This window comes from Methylophilus sp. DMC16, assembly GCF_056314045.1.
Genome location: NZ_JBQUZC010000001.1, coordinates 1,513,047 through 1,527,873, shown reverse-complemented (window position 1 = coordinate 1,527,873; position 14,827 = coordinate 1,513,047). Strand labels below are relative to the sequence as shown.

The following is a 14,827-nucleotide window of genomic DNA, read 5'->3' as shown; positions in this document are numbered from 1 at the left end:
AGTCCTCTTTAGTAATAGTTACACGCTATGAGTCTGCTATTAAACCTTTAAGTCGTTGGTGAGTATGTGCCAATAAAAACCGATTCATACGCTTAAATGATTGATTTTTATGAATATAATTATCTGGGATATTTATTTATGTTAATTTATTCTGGATGCTGACCTCTGCATGCGATGGCATATGTCGATAGCGGCCTTAAGGCCGGATGAGGCGGTTGCATGCCAATATCCGTCAATGGCAATGGCTGGATGACGGGTTAAAACAGCGTGTTCTCGGCGGACATCGTGGTTTGCAAATAGGTACAGATCGCTTGCAATAGGGTCGGATTCGCATGATGTTTATGCCAGTAAACGCCAATCGAGCGACCAATCGCCGGTAAGGCAAAGGGGATATAGTGCACATCATGATCCTCATGGTTGATGGCTGTGCCAGGAATCACGGCCAGCCCCAAACCATGTTTGACCATCATCCTGAGCGCTTCAAAGCTCACCGCCTTGAAATCATCATCTTTGTCCAAATGCTGCCGGGCAAAATTGGCATCAAAATGCTCCAGAATTTGCCGGTAATGCGACTGATCCTCCACCAGAAACAGCAGGGCTTGCTGGTTTAAATCACTGAGTTGCAGGCTTTTGCATGAGGCATAGGCATGATGGCTGGGCACCACTACGTACAACGGGTCATCCAGCAGTTTGATGCCCGTCAGACTGGCATGCGTGACCGGCAATGGCAGCAAGGCAAAATCAATTTCCTGATTCACCAATAAATCGATGAGCACATCCACATCTTCTTCCACATGTTGCACTTTAAATGGCTTGAACTGCTGTTTTAGATGGAAGATGTATTGCAGTGGCAGGGCATGGCCAAGAGACGGAAAACTGCCAAAGATGAGCTTGGCAGAGGCATGCTGCCTGGCTTCACGAGCAATGTGAACAATCTGGTTTGCATGCTCGATCACCTGCGTGGCCGCCTCAATAATCTTTTCTCCCACAGGCGTGACGCGCACAAAATGCGTGCCTCTTTCAAAGATCTCCACCTCCAGATAGTTTTCCAGCTTTCTGATCTGATTGCTCAAAGTGGGCTGCGTGGTTGCACAATGTTCAGCCGCCTTGCTAAAGTTTTTATATTCAGAGACGGCTAATAAATACTTCAAATCACGTAAGTTCATGGCTTATCGGTCCTTGGCTGAGTGTGGGGTCAGAGGCGCTGGCAGGCGATCTTTTCCACATTGGTCAAAACGAATGGTGGGGCATGCATCTCATCATTCCGGTGGCGGCGCAGGGTCAGGCCCCGGCTTGGGCAAGACAGGCGGATAGGGCTGCGGCGGACAGGAAATCCGAACCGAATGTTGACGTAACAAGGTCTGTGGTGTGTGAACTGGTGTCAATTTCAAGAGACTTGTCCCAAGCTTGGTTTCAATATCAGGACAAGGCGTATGGTCGTGTCTACACCTCCCGTCCCGGGTTCGTGTAGACATCATCAGCACTGGGCGGTTGAGGAAGTATTTACTCGCGACTCCCAAGGAGGAATGTCATCTCCTATGGGGTTTGATATTAGATGGGCATCAATCTATCGTCAAGGGAATCTCCTCCCTATTTAAGGCTTTGTAAGCTCGCCGTAAGACGCCAAAGGTTCCATTGTTTGTTTGAATAAATCCATTCAAACAAACAATTTCATTTGCTCCCAGACTCCGCGTAAATTTCACCTCACAACGTACTGTTGTTTATCACTAGGAGTCAAAAATGAAACTGTTATCTACCCTTGTTCTTTTGTCTTTTTCAGTCGCTGGTTTTGCGGCCGACAACTCAAACGCCACAGATTTAAACGCGGTTGAAACGATGCTGCATACCAAGTTTGAATCGAGCCAGGCCAGCGCACAAAGTGCATCTGATGATAGCCTCAGCCAGAATCCCTTTATCGAGCAAGTGATGGAAAATAATGTGCAGTCACAGCATCAAGTGGCTGCTGCGCATGAACACCACGGGTAACCCGTGGGGAATGATTGCGTCATCCCCACATAATGCGCGACGGCAGTGACTGGCACTGCCGTTCGTGCGCAAACAAATCACCATCATCCATCCGGGCTGATGGTGATGGTGTTTTAGGGTGTTAATCACTCACCAGCGCTTTAGCCACCAGTTGTTCAATTTCATTGGTGATGTCGGTCATGACGCTGGCGACCACGGCAAACTCCTTGCCGGCGTCGCCAGACCGTGCGGCGATGACCTGCGCGTTAAAGGAAACAATCTTGGCTTCTTTGGCGATCTTCTGGATGCTGCTCATCAGGTTTTCCTGCTTTTTTCGTCTGAGCAGTTCGCAGTGTTTGGATTCATTTTCGTACGTGACCGTAATCTGGTTGAGGACGGCCACGATCAAGCTGGCCTCTTCGCCCAGCAAGGGGATCATGGCTGCAGGCAGACCCTGATTACTTTCGCAGGCGCTAATCGCCTGTTGGCAATGTTGAATAAATTGCCGGATTTTGGCCTCGTTATCTTCCGGGCCAAACAATACTTTTTCCAGCGCGGCAAAATAAACGCCGGGATACTCATGGTTGCCTTTGACCAGAAGCGTGTGTGTCTGGCTAAACAAGGCCAACGCCTCTTTGGCTTGGGCCAGTGCTTCAGGCTGGTGTGCACTCAACAGGATATTGAGCGCAATGCGTTGCGATAGCATGCGCTGGCGGCCAGAGAGGTTGATCAGCGCCACCATGCGGTCACTATTCAGGATGGTGTGCTGGCCGGGTTTGTCGGTCTTTTTCATGGCGTGCATCGGTCTGTCCTCTGAGTCACCCTGGTTATCGTTGCACCCATACCTTGCCATCCCTGACTTCGACCGGGTAAACATTCAGACACACGGTTGCGTCCTCAACACAGAGGCCGGTGCGTAGCTGGTAGTGATGCTTGTAAATCGGCGAGGCGACTACAGGCTTGCCGCCCAAATCACCGACCAGGCCGCGGGATAGCACATTGGCCTCGCTATGCGGGTCGTGATTATCCAGCGCGTACAGCTGGTCATCTTTGAGGCGGAAAATGGCGATCTGCTGGCCTTCAATTAGGGCACAGACGCCCATATTCGGCCAGATATCCTCGAGTGCGCACACCGGGTGCCATGCCGCTGCCGTGGCAGGCTGGGCGGTTGTTGCTTGTAACTGATTCATAAACGGTTTCCTTGATTACTCTGTTGCCGCCAGGATGGGGATGACCTTGGCGGCAGGTATTGTCTGTTGTTTTTCTGCGGGCGTGGCCGGGCGGATCTGGTTGCGCTCATTGACGAAGACAATATTGTCGTCGCCCGCCACGCTGTTGACGAAGCTGCGGAAGCGTTTGCGCACTTCAGGGTCAGTCACGGCGGTTTTCCACTCGTCCTGATAGTTGTCTACCACGTGTTGCATTTGGGCTTCCAGTTCAGCGCCCAGCCCTAATGAATCTTCAATCACGACTTGTTTGAGGTAATCCAGGCCGCCTTCGAGGTTGTCGCGCCAGGTGCTGGTGCGTTGCAGGCGGTCTGCGGTACGGATGTAGAACATCAGGAAGCGGTCTATCATGCGGATGGCTTCTTCTTTGCTGAGGTCGCTGGCAAGCAGCTCCGCATGGCGTGGCTTCATGCCACCATTGCCGCACACGTACAGGTTCCAGCCATTTTCAGTCGCAATCAACCCCACATCCTTGCCTTGGGCTTCTGCACATTCACGCGTGCAGCCAGACACCCCAAACTTGATTTTGTGCGGCGCACGCAGGCCTTTGTAACGGTTTTCCAGCTGCACGGCCAGGCCAACGCTGTCATCCACGCCATAGCGGCACCAGGTGGAGCCGACGCAGCTTTTGACCGTACGCAACGATTTGCCGTAGGCATGGCCAGATTCAAAGCCAGCCGCGATCAACTCTTCCCAGATATTGGGTAATTGCTCAACGCGGGCACCAAACATGTCCACGCGTGCGCCACCAGTGACTTTGGTATACAAGCCATATTTTTTCGCAATCTGGCCGATGGCGATCAGGCCATCTGGCGTGACTTCGCCGCCCGGCATGCGTGGCACCACCGAGTAGCTGCCGTCTTTCTGGATGTTACCCAAGAAGTAGTCATTGGAATCCTGCAAGGACGCCAGGTCTTTTTTCAGGATAAATTCGTTCCAGCATGAGGCAAGAATGCTGGCGGCGGTTGGTTTGCAGATATCGCAGCCCAGGCCTTGGCCGTGTTTATGCAGTAACTCGTCAAAGGTTTTGATCTGGCCCACACGCACCAGGTGGTAAAGCTCCTGGCGCGAATACGGGAAGTGTTCGCACAGGTGATTGTTGACGGTCATGCCCAGCTTCACCATCTGCGCTTTCATCACCTGCGTCACCAACGGCACGCAGCCACCACAGGCGGTACCGGCTTTGGTACAGGACTTGATGGCGCCTATACTGCAATTGCCAGCCGCTACCGCTTCACCAATCGCGCCTTTGCTGACATTATTGCAAGAACACAGTACCGCGGTATCCGGCAGGGCATCCACGCCCAGGCCAGGTTTTTCCTTGCCATCACTGGCTGGCAGAATCAGGAATTCAGGATTTTCCGGCAGCGGCATTTCGTTGATGGTCATCTGTTGCAGCGTGCCGTATTCATCGGCATTGCCAATCAGCACGGCGCCCAGCAGTTTTTTGCCATCTTCGCTGACGACGATTTTTTTGTAGATATTGCGTACTTCATCGGTGTACTGGTAGCTGCGGCAGCCATGGCTTTTGCCATGGGCATCGCCCACGCTGGCGACATCCACACCCATCAGTTTGAGCTTGGTGCTCATGTCTGCGCCCTGGAAAGTGGTCGATGTTTCACCCAGCAGGTGCGCGCAGGCAGTGCGGGCCATGTCATAGCCAGGCGCGACCAGGCCGAACATCTCGTCGTTCCAGCTGGCGCATTCGCCGATGGCGTAGATATTGTGGTCACTGGAGCGGGAGAAGTTATCAATGGCGATACCGCCACGGGCACCGATGGCCAGGCCGGATTCACGTGCCAGTTCATCGCGTGGACGGATACCGGCAGAGAATACGATCATGTCGGTTTCCAGCCAGGTGTCATCAAAGAACACCATACGGTGACGTGCTGTCGCACCATCGACAATCGCCGTGGTATTGCGGCTGGTGTGCACGTGTACACCCAGCTCCTCAATTTTGCTGCGCAGCACTTTGCCGCCTGCTTCGTCTACTTGCACCGCCATCAAACGGGGCGCAAATTCAACCACATGGGTTTCCAGGCCCATGTCTTTCAATGCCTTGGCGCATTCCAGGCCCAGTAGGCCACCGCCAACGACGACACCGCTCTTGGCGGTTTTGCCTGCTGCCGTCATGGCTTCGAGATCTTCAATGGTTCGGTAGACAAAACAGTTTTCACGGTCACGCCCGGTGACAGCAGGGACAAATGGATAAGAGCCTGTCGCCAGTACCAGCTTGTCGTAGGCCAAGATCGTGTCGTCTGTCAGTGTCACGGTATGCTGGTGGCGGTCAATCTGGCTGACGCGTGCATTCAGGCGCAACGTCAGGCCCGGCCGGTCATAAAACCCAGGCTCGACTAGCGACAGGTCTTCCGCCGTGCTGCCCGAGAAAAAACTGGAGAGGTGCACGCGGTCATAAGCCGGGCGTGGTTCTTCGCCCAGCACGGTGACTTGCAGGTTAGCCGCGGCCAGGTCAGGGTGGCGTTTCACCAGTTCTTGCACAAAGTAATGTCCCACCATGCCGTTGCCGACGACGAGGATGCGTGTGTGTTGATTCATCTTGTATTCCTAATCAGATGCAAGCAGGCAGTGTCACGATGTTTTTCATGTCAGTTGCGAGCATTGCGTTATCAAACTCAAAGCCTAAAAACAAAAACGGCGTCCATAGCCTATGCCGCGATTGCACATTGCAATACTGCGAAACAAGCTATGGACGCCGTTGTCCAGTATGAGATTTGCCGACGATGGAAAATCTCTGATTTAAAAATGGCATGACAAAACGCCACTTTGTGATAAAAAAAGCAATTGGCATGCCAACCGCCAGGATGGGGGCGCAGATGAATCAGGATTTATGCTAAGTCATTGTTCCTGATGTGTTTTATCTGCGATATTGCGCGTATGTTTGAGCTTGCGGGCACCGCGCGATCCATCTGCCATTGGTCTGGTGCACGCTAATGAGGCATGTGCACAGGATTGCACCATCCTTGGCGCAATCCTGTGCCGACAGGCGATCAAATGCATTCAGGTGCGCGCGTGATGTCCTTATCCCGCATGGGTTTTGCCATGCAGTTTGACCAGCCGCTTGAGTTCCGGCACGCAGGAGCCGCAACTGGTGCCACATTTCAGCTTGGCTTGCAGCGTCGGTAAATCTGCTCCCTGCTGGCAGGTTTCGATAATCTCGTTTTCTGAGACATCCAGGCAGTTACAGACGATCTTGCCGCGTGATTTTTGTCCAGTGGGGGGCGCCGCTAGCGGCGCCAGTGCCCATTTGCGCAATTCGTCGGTGAACTGGCCTTCGAGCATGACTTGCTTGAGCCAGTCTGCGGCCAGCATTTCACCAATCAGGCGCACCGCGCTGACCTGGCCTTGCTCGACCAGAATGCGTTTACTGATGCCGCGTTTGACATCATCCAGCCGTAGCATGGGCGCATCTTCGACCATGCCAAGCAACTGATCCAGCCGGGCGATCAGCTGGCTATCCGGGGCAGCGTGGTGCGACGCGCGCAGAATCAGCATGCCGTTGCCACGGCCATACAGTCCCACGGTGGCGTAATCAAAGGCCACCAATAGCGTGCGGATGTTGGCGAGCAAGTGCAGGTCGTTGCAGCTGCGCATCACCGTCATTTGCCAGGGCAAGCTCAACTTTTCGATCTTGACCGCCGTGTGCTTGAGTTCCGGTTGCTTGGAGGTTTTATCAAAAGCCGGTGGCATCAACACATTCACGCCCAAGCCGTGCATAAACTGGCTGCCCCAGTGCATGGGGATAAACAGCTCGGCCGGTTTGACTTCGTCTGATTGCTGCACCTTGATGATTAACTCACCGCGCTTGTTACTCAGTTTAACAATGTCGCCCTCACTGATCTGGCGTCGTTGCATGTCATCGGCATGCATGGAGACCACTGGCTCTTCGACATGGTTATAGAGCTGCGCCAGCGTGCCGGTGCGGCTCATGCCATGCCATTGGTCGCGCAGGCGGCCGGTCAGCAGGCGGAAGGGATGGCGCGCGTCCGGCTTGTCGGCGGTCGGCTTGTACACCGCGCTGACAAAATGCGCCTTACCGCCCGGTTTCTGGAACACGCCATCGGTGTACAAGCGGGCTTCGCCCTGGCTGGCGCCCGATTTAAACGGCCATTGTTGCGGGCCCCGGGTTTCCAGAATCTGGTAACTCAAGCCTGTGATATCAAGGTCGCGGCCACGCGTGCTTTCACGGTGCTCGTTAAAAATGGTTTCGGTATTCGGGTAGTTAAACAGGGTGTCTGGTTTACCCAGTTTTTGTGCCAAACGGTGGGCAAAGTCGACCACAGCCTCCCAGTCATGACGGGCTTCACCCGGCTTGGGGGCGGCTGGCTGCACGCGCGTGATGCGGCGCTCCGAATTGGTGACTGTGCCTTCTTTTTCGCCCCAGGTCGAGGCAGGCAGAAACACATCGGCGTAGATATTGCTATCGGTATTGTTAAACGCATCTTGCAACACGACCAGCTCAGCCTGTTGCAGGGAGGCCAACACATTATTGAGGTCTGGCATCGAGTGTGCGGGGTTGGTGCAGGCAATCCAGATCGCCTTGATCTCGCCGCTTTTAACCGCCTCAAACATCTCTACCGCGGTTTTGCCCGGGGTGGCCGGGACGTCGGGCACGCCCCACAAGCGCGCGACTTCTGCACGGTGTTCGGCATTGGCCAGGTCGCGGTGGCCCGACAGCAGGTTGGCCATGCCGCCGACTTCGCGGCCGCCCATAGCGTTGGGTTGACCGGTCAGCGAGAACGGGCCTGCGCCGGGCTTGCCGATCTGGCCGGTGGCCAGGTGCAGGTTGATCAGCGCGGCATTTTTTTCAGTGCCATGGATGGACTGGTTCAGCCCCATGCAATACATGGACAAGGTCGGGCCCGCACCAAACCACTTGGCGGCCTGAATGATATCGGCCTCAGGCACGCCACAAATATCGGCTACCATCTTGGGGGTGTATTCGCGCACGGTTTCCTTGAGCGCTTCAAAGCCTTCGGTATGGTTGCGGATATAAGCCATATCGAGCAGGCCTTCCCACAGCATCACATGCAACAGGCCGTTAAACAGCGCCACGTCGGTGCCGGGCAAGATCGCCAGGTGCAAGTCTGCCAGTTGTGAGGTGTCGGTGCGGCGCGGGTCTACCACCACAATTTTCATGTCCGGATTTTTGGCCTTGGCATCTTCAATGCGGCGGAACACAATCGGGTGGGCAAAGGCGGTATTCGAGCCGGCAATGAACAGGCATTGCGTATGGTCGATATCTTCATAACAGGCCGGTGGCGCATCGGCGCCCAGCGTGGCCTTGTAACCGGCCACGGCCGAACTCATGCACAGGCGTGAATTGGTATCGACGTTGTTGGTGCCAATCAAGCCTTTGGCCAGCTTGTTAAACACATAATAATCTTCAGTCAGCAACTGGCCGGAGATATAAAAAGCCACTGCATCCGGGCCATGGGTGTTGATAATCTCGGCAAAGCGCTCAACCACATGATCGAGCGCGGTATCCCAGCTGACGCGCGTACGCGGCAGGTCACGCGACAGGCGCAGTTCCGGGTAGAGGGCGCGTGCGTCCAGTTTGGCGGTCAGGTGTAGCGTAGAGCCTTTGGTGCACAAACGGCCATAGTTTGCCGGATGCTCAGGGTCACCCTTCACATCGACAATCTGCTGGCCCTCGGTGGTAATAATGACGCCACAGCCGACACCGCAATAGCAGCAGGTGCTGCGGGTTTCACGTCGTTGCGGATGGAAGGAGACCGGTACTGCGGTGAGCAGATCGTTTGCAGTCTGGAGTTGTTGCTGTTGCGACATAAGGGAGCTGTCCGTGTTGCCTGAAAATTACGGGTTTAATTGCAGATAGACCATGCCATCTTCGACCTTGGCTGCATAGCAGGCAGTCTGGCCGACATCGGGCGCTTCAGCCTGGCCATCGATCAGGCTGATTTTCCAACTATGCAATGGGCAGGCGACTTTGTCACCATAGACCAGGCCTTGCGACAGCGGGCCGCCTTTGTGCGGGCAACGGTTGTTGAGCGCAAACACGCGGTCATCTTCAGTGCGGAATACACCAATGTCGGTCTCGCCATGACGCACCACACGTGCACCCAGGGCTGGGATGTCGTTTAGCGGGCAAATTTTAGTCCAACGCATTTTTTTCCTCTTTTCCAATTTGTTACTGGCCTTATGAGACCATTAACAAATAAATCAATAACATATTCACGCACAATGAAATAATCGCCAGCCACTGCCATTTGACCAGCCGCGCGCGGGCAATCAGCGGCGTGCGCGGGATGACAATGGGTCTGAGTTCGCCATGCTCTAGCGCCAGCAGCATTTCTTCGGCGGTTTCAAAGCGGTGTTCCGGTTTGCGGGCAATCGCTTTCAGAATCAGGTTTTCCAGCCAGGCCGGAATCTCGGGGCGGTAGCGGCTGGGGCGCACCGGTTCACCAAAGCGCGGTGACTGGAACGGCTCGATTTCGCCATAGGGATACTTGCGTGTCAGCAGGTGATACAGCGTGACACCTGCGGCATAAATATCCGCCTGGCGGTCGGCCAGTTTGCCGTCAAACAATTCCGGCGCCATATAGCTGGGCGTGCCGGGATTTTCCATCTGCTCGGGCATGGGCAGCGTGGTGTTAAGCGCGACGCCAAGGTCTAGGATGCGCAACCGTGTATCGCTACCCAGGTGAATATTGGCCGGTTTGATATCGCGGTGCACAATATTGAGCCGGTGCAGCATGCTCAAGCCACGCAACAGATCCTGGCCGATATTGGCCACGCCATTGATGGTGAAGTGATGGCCGGCATCCAGCCGTTGCTGCAAGGTGGCCCCTTCATGCCAGGTCATCACATAATACAAATGCGTGCGCTGTTCACGCGTGAGCGGCAAAATTTGCGGCACACATTGCGACACCACGCGCTTGCCCAGCCACTCTTCATTAAGCAGGGCTTCGCAACTGGCCTTATCTTCTGCGCGGGCGGGTTGCAGGGTTTTCAGCACAAATAATTGCCCGGCGGCATTTTTTACCTGATATAACAAACTGATGCGTGCATCATGTAACACGCGGGTGACGGTGAAGCCATCCAGGGTGTCGCCCACCGCCAGCTTGGGCGGCACCGGCAGGCTCAAGGCATCGGCCAGCATGTCGGTCAGGTGGTCTTGTCCGAGCTGATCGATCCGCACCACCACGGCAGAGGCATTATCCTGACCACCTTGTTCCAGCGCTTGCCGGGTCAGGTGTTCGGCCATCAACTGCGGTGTATGGTAAAGCATCAATATTTTGTGCAGCTCGGCCTCGCCCAGTGCGGCCCACACACCATCACTGATAATGGCATACACATCGCCGGTTTGCAGCAGGCCTTCGGCATAATCCACGCTCAACTGGTCATCGAGGCCGACTGCACGCTTGAGTACATGCCGCATATCTGGCCGGTCCCAGACATGGTCGGTGGTCAGACATTGCAGCGACTGCTCGCGCAGGCGATAGATGCGGGTGTCGCCGACATGCGCCAGCACATAGCGCTGACCGCGTAGCACCAGCATGGACAGCGTGGTCGCCATGCCGGCCATCTGGCTGTGTTTGCGTGCCTGCGACAGCACCCAGCGGTTAGCCGCCTGAACCACCTTGTCCAGCGCATGCTGGATAGTCCAGGTATCGGGCGTGGCGTAATAATCTGCCGACACCGTGCGTATCGTCATTTCGGCAGCTTCAGCCCCGCCAGCCCCTCCGCTGATGCCATCAGCCACCGCCAGCAGGGCGCCCTTGATCTCCAGCTGCGCATCGGCAGGCGTCACCAGGCCCACGTAGTCCTCGTTACGAGGCCGCGGTCCGGTGAGGCTGCTTTCGCCGACGCTGATCCGTAATTTCATGCAGGGGTCCGTGATGACGCTAACATTTCAATGCTGGGCGGTTGTCCGATGCCATTAAATTTTGGCGCTGGTGACTGTGGCTGCGCCCCAGGTGGTGCGCCAGCGGTTTTTTACGCGGGAGAGACCGATCAGTGCCAGAATTGCCAAGCCGGCAAAAATGGTCAGGCCGACCTGATAACTGCCCGTCACTTGTTTAGAGTAGCCTAAACTGGACGCCAGGTAAAAGCCACCAACGCCCCCGGCCATGCCGACCAAGCCGGTCATGACGCCGATTTCCTTGCGGAAACGCTGTGGCACCAGCTGGAAGACCGCGCCGTTGCCCATACCAAGTGCTGCCATGGCGAGCACTACTACCAGCAAGCCTAGTGACTGGCTAGCCATGCCAAAACTTAGGATAAACAGGAATACCGCTGCCAGCACATACATGGTGCTCAGTGAACGGATACCGCCGATGCGGTCGGCCAACCAACCGCCTATGGGGCGCACCAGCGAGCCGGCAAAGACACAGGCTGCGGTGAAGTAACCCGCGTGCACCGCATCCAGGCCATACTGGTCGTGGAAGTAAATGGTCAATGAAGACGCCATGCCGACAAAACCGCCAAAGGTGACGCTGTAGAAAAACATAAACCACCAGGCATCTTTATCCTTGAGCACGGCCAGGTATTGCGACAGCGATTTTGGCGCAGGCGTATCCGGGGCGTCTTTGGCCATCGTGACATAGACCAGCAACGCCAGCACCAGTGGAATCAGTGCCAGGCCAAATACATTGTTCCAGCCAAAGGCCACGGCCAGCCCAGGGGCGAACAAGGCCGCCAGGGCCGTGCCTGAGTTGCCTGCCCCGGCAATGCCCAGCGCGGTGCCCTGGTGCTCTGGTGGATACCAGCGCGAAGCCAGTGGCAAGGCCACTGCAAATGCAGCACCGGCGAAGCCCAAAAACATGCCTAGCAACAGCGCTTGCTGATAGGTATGGATGCCATGCAGCCAGGCTGTCAGCAGCGCGCCAATCACAATCACCTGACCAATCAGGCCGGCTTTTTTCGGCTTGAGCTGATCCACCAGCACGCCCATGACTATCCGCAGCAGCGCGCCTGTGAGTACCGGGGTGGCGACCATCAGGCCTTTTTGTGCCGGATTCAATTGCAGGTCGGCGGCGATTTGCACCGCCAGCGGCCCCAACATGACCCAGACCATAAAGCTCAGGTCAAAATAAAAGAAGGCCGAAAACAGGGTGGGTTTATGGCCCACTTCCCAAAAACTTTTTTGCATCTTCTATCTCCCGGGCGTGCAATCAGGAGAATGGCACGCCACTTTTCATTTAAACAGTATTTTTCGTTACACGGTAATTGTGTCGAACTCTTTGTGGGCATCACGCTGATTGACGCGTTCTGCCCACGGGTCTACGGCGCCTTGCAGCGCATACAGCAGACGCTCATATGCCGCTTTGCGGCCTTCAGCATCGTCGAGAATGCGTTTTTTCACGTAATCCAGACCGACGCGGGCGATCCAGTGCACGGTACGATCCAGATAACGTGCTTCTTCACGGTAGAGCTGGATAAACGCGCCCGAGTATTCAATCACTTCCTCAGCGGTCTTCACCTTGCACAAAAACTGAGCGACTTCGGTTTTGATGCCACCGTTGCCACCAACATAAATCTCCCAGCCGGAATCCACGCCAATCACGCCGACGTCCTTGATCCCGGATTCGGCACAGTTGCGCGGACAGCCGGAGACCGCAAACTTCACCTTGTGCGGGGCCCACATATGGTCAAAGGCTTTTTCGATATCAATGCCCAGTTGGGTGGAGTTTTGGGTACCAAAACGGCAGAACTCCGAGCCAACACAGGTTTTGACGGTGCGTATAGACTTGCCATACGCATACCCGGATGGCATATCGAGGTCCGCCCACATGCCGGTCAGGTCTTCTTTTTTCACGCCAAGCAAGTCGATGCGCTGACCGCCAGTGACTTTCACCATGGGGACCTGGTATTTTTCAGCCACATCGGCGATTTTGCGCAATTGCTCGGGTGAGGTGACGCCGCCGTACATACGCGGCACCACAGAGTAAGTGCCGTCTTTCTGGATATTGGCATGCACGCGCTCATTGATAAAGCGTGACTGCGGATCATCCTTGGCTTCATGCGGCCAGGTGGAAATCAGGTAATAATTCAACGCCGGCCTGCAGGTGGCGCAGCCATTCGGCGTTTTCCAGCCCATGCCCTTCATGGCGGCCGGAATGCTCAGGTATTTGTGTTTGCGGATTTCGTCACGCACTTCTTCGTGGTTAAAGTCGGTGCAGCCACACACGGCTTTGCTGCTCGAAGGCGGCGCGTAACCGCCACCCAGCGTCGAGGCCAGAATCTGCTCAACCAGGCCAGTGCAACTGCCACAACTGGAGCCAGCTTTGGTGTGTTTTTTGACGTCATCCAGTGTGAACAGGCCTTGTGCCTGAATCGCTTTGACAATGGTGCCTTTGCAGACGCCATTACAGCCACAGACTTCCATTTCGTCGGTCATGGCAGACACCTTGTCCTGACCCTGGTGGCCGGTATTACCCAGACTATCCTGCCCGAACATTAAGTGATCCCGGATTTCGTGGATCGGCTTTTTGTCGCGCAGCAGCTGGAAATACCAGGCCCCATCCGTCGTATCGCCATACAGCACGGCACCGATGATGGTGTCATCTTTGATCACGAGTTTTTTGTATACCCCGCCGACCGCGTCGTGCAGTAAAATTTCTTCGGCATCGTCACTGCCCATAAAATCACCGGCAGAAAACAAATCTATGCCGGTCACCTTCAATTTTGTCGAAGTGACCGAGCCTTTGTATAATCCGATGCCGAAGTTGGCCAAATGTGTGGCGCACACTTTGGCCATTTCAAATAAGGGGGCCACCAGGCCATAGGCAATGCCACGGTGGTTGACGCATTCGCCTACGGCATAAATGCGCGGGTCATAGGTCTGCATGGTGTCGCTCACCACAATGCCGCGGTTGCAATAAATGCCTGCCGATTCGGCCAGTGCATAGTTGGGGCGGATGCCGACTGCCATCACCACCAGGTCTGCAGGCACTTCCTGGCCATCTTTAAAGCGCACGGCGACCACGCGGCCGTCTTTTCCGATCAATTGCTCCGTGTCTTTTTGTAGCAAGAACTGCAGCCCGCGCGTTTCTAGGGATTTTTGCAGCATCTTGCCTGCGGTCTTGTCGAGCTGGCGTTCCAGCAGCCATTCGTTTTTGTGCACCACTGTGACGTCCATGCCTTGCACCTTGAGGCCATTGGCGGCCTCAAGGCCCAGCAAGCCGCCGCCAATGACCACTGCATGCTTGTAGATTTTGGCCGCAGCGATCATGTCGTTGGTGTCTTTGATATCGCGGTAGCCCAGCACACCCTGCAAGTCTGCACCTGCAATCGGCAAGATGAACGGCTTGGAGCCGGTTGCCAGCAACAGGCGGTCATATTCGACCGTGAGGCCGTTGTCGGCGGTCACGGTGCGGGCCTTGCGGTCTATCTTGTTGACACGGGCGCTGGTATGCAAGGTAATGTTGTGTTCGGCATACCATTCGCGGCTATTGAGGATAATGTCATCGATGGTCTGCTCGTTGGCCAGTACGGGCGACAACATGATGCGGTTATAGTTGGGATAAGGCTCATCGCCAAACACGGTAATGTCGTACATGTCCGGCGCAATCTTGAGCAGCTCTTCCACCGTCCGCATGCCAGCCATGCCGTTGCCGACCACCACCAGTTTCTGTTTTATCATTGAATCACTC

Annotated in this window: 10 protein-coding genes and 1 riboswitch; of the genes, 1 reads left to right on the top strand and 9 read right to left on the bottom strand. The window is 55.3% G+C overall.

Going from position 1 to position 14,827, the window contains the following annotated elements; translation table 11 throughout:
- Window positions 1-257: 257 nt before the first annotated feature.
- Window positions 258-1,166 (bottom strand): LysR family transcriptional regulator, encoded by a 909-nt coding sequence (locus tag ACT53D_RS07125; protein WP_476155328.1) that lies wholly within the window; start codon window positions 1,164-1,166, stop codon window positions 258-260.
- A 295-nt stretch (window positions 1,167-1,461) separates the two neighbouring features.
- Window positions 1,462-1,546, bottom strand: a riboswitch (Fluoride riboswitch).
- A 194-nt stretch (window positions 1,547-1,740) separates the two neighbouring features.
- On the opposite strand from ACT53D_RS07125, the gene ACT53D_RS07120 reads away from it, so the two are divergent.
- Complete coding sequence (locus tag ACT53D_RS07120; RefSeq protein ID WP_194747237.1) at window positions 1,741-1,986, top strand: hypothetical protein; 246 nt, start codon at window positions 1,741-1,743, stop codon at window positions 1,984-1,986.
- 121 nt (window positions 1,987-2,107) lie between these two features.
- Here ACT53D_RS07120 and ACT53D_RS07115 read toward each other — a convergent pair whose 3' ends face one another.
- The 8 genes from ACT53D_RS07115 to nirB (ACT53D_RS07080) all read right to left on the bottom strand — a co-directional run bounded on the left by ACT53D_RS07115 (window position 2,108) and on the right by nirB (ACT53D_RS07080) (window position 14,817).
- Window positions 2,108-2,758 (bottom strand): type IV pili methyl-accepting chemotaxis transducer N-terminal domain-containing protein, encoded by a 651-nt coding sequence (locus ACT53D_RS07115; RefSeq protein WP_338656962.1) that lies wholly within the window; start codon window positions 2,756-2,758, stop codon window positions 2,108-2,110.
- 34 nt (window positions 2,759-2,792) lie between these two features.
- A complete protein-coding gene (nirD, locus tag ACT53D_RS07110) occupies window positions 2,793-3,155 on the bottom strand; it encodes a nitrite reductase small subunit NirD (RefSeq protein WP_476155326.1) in 363 nt (120 codons plus the stop codon).
- 15 nt (window positions 3,156-3,170) lie between these two features.
- Window positions 3,171-5,747: a nitrite reductase large subunit NirB gene (gene nirB / locus ACT53D_RS07105; RefSeq protein ID WP_476155324.1), complete on the bottom strand. Its 2,577-nt coding sequence runs from the start codon at window positions 5,745-5,747 to the stop codon at window positions 3,171-3,173.
- A gap of 483 nt (window positions 5,748-6,230) precedes the next feature.
- Entirely contained in the window at window positions 6,231-8,999 is a 2,769-nt protein-coding gene (locus ACT53D_RS07100; protein WP_476155322.1) for a nitrate reductase, read from the bottom strand.
- Window positions 9,000-9,026: 27 nt separating this feature from the next.
- The gene (gene nirD, locus ACT53D_RS07095; RefSeq protein ID WP_476155320.1) at window positions 9,027-9,338 is read right to left on the bottom strand and encodes a nitrite reductase small subunit NirD; all 312 of its coding nucleotides are present in this window, start codon (window positions 9,336-9,338) and stop codon (window positions 9,027-9,029) included.
- 31 nt (window positions 9,339-9,369) lie between these two features.
- Window positions 9,370-11,058: a bifunctional protein-serine/threonine kinase/phosphatase gene (locus ACT53D_RS07090; protein ID WP_476155318.1), complete on the bottom strand. Its 1,689-nt coding sequence runs from the start codon at window positions 11,056-11,058 to the stop codon at window positions 9,370-9,372.
- Window positions 11,059-11,112: 54 nt separating this feature from the next.
- Window positions 11,113-12,324, bottom strand: coding sequence for a nitrate/nitrite transporter (locus ACT53D_RS07085; protein WP_194747231.1), 1,212 nt, complete (start codon window positions 12,322-12,324; stop codon window positions 11,113-11,115).
- Between the two features lie 66 nt (window positions 12,325-12,390).
- Complete coding sequence (nirB, locus tag ACT53D_RS07080) at window positions 12,391-14,817, bottom strand: nitrite reductase large subunit NirB (RefSeq protein WP_476155316.1); 2,427 nt, start codon at window positions 14,815-14,817, stop codon at window positions 12,391-12,393.
- Window positions 14,818-14,827: the final 10 nt, after the last annotated feature.

What these genes read in the sequence shown, in the direction of transcription:
- ACT53D_RS07125 (WP_476155328.1), bottom strand. Translation starts at nt 1,166, where the DNA reads ATGAACTTACGTGATTTGAAGTATTTATTAGCCGTCTCTGAATATAAA.
- ACT53D_RS07120 (WP_194747237.1), top strand. Translation starts at nt 1,741, where the DNA reads ATGAAACTGTTATCTACCCTTGTTCTTTTGTCTTTTTCAGTCGCTGGT.
- ACT53D_RS07115 (WP_338656962.1), bottom strand. Translation starts at nt 2,758, where the DNA reads ATGAAAAAGACCGACAAACCCGGCCAGCACACCATCCTGAATAGTGAC.
- nirD (WP_476155326.1), bottom strand. Translation starts at nt 3,155, where the DNA reads ATGAATCAGTTACAAGCAACAACCGCCCAGCCTGCCACGGCAGCGGCA.
- nirB (WP_476155324.1), bottom strand. Translation starts at nt 5,747, where the DNA reads ATGAATCAACACACACGCATCCTCGTCGTCGGCAACGGCATGGTGGGA.
- ACT53D_RS07100 (WP_476155322.1), bottom strand. Translation starts at nt 8,999, where the DNA reads ATGTCGCAACAGCAACAACTCCAGACTGCAAACGATCTGCTCACCGCA.
- nirD (WP_476155320.1), bottom strand. Translation starts at nt 9,338, where the DNA reads ATGCGTTGGACTAAAATTTGCCCGCTAAACGACATCCCAGCCCTGGGT.
- ACT53D_RS07090 (WP_476155318.1), bottom strand. Translation starts at nt 11,058, where the DNA reads ATGAAATTACGGATCAGCGTCGGCGAAAGCAGCCTCACCGGACCGCGG.
- ACT53D_RS07085 (WP_194747231.1), bottom strand. Translation starts at nt 12,324, where the DNA reads ATGCAAAAAAGTTTTTGGGAAGTGGGCCATAAACCCACCCTGTTTTCG.
- nirB (WP_476155316.1), bottom strand. Translation starts at nt 14,817, where the DNA reads ATGATAAAACAGAAACTGGTGGTGGTCGGCAACGGCATGGCTGGCATG.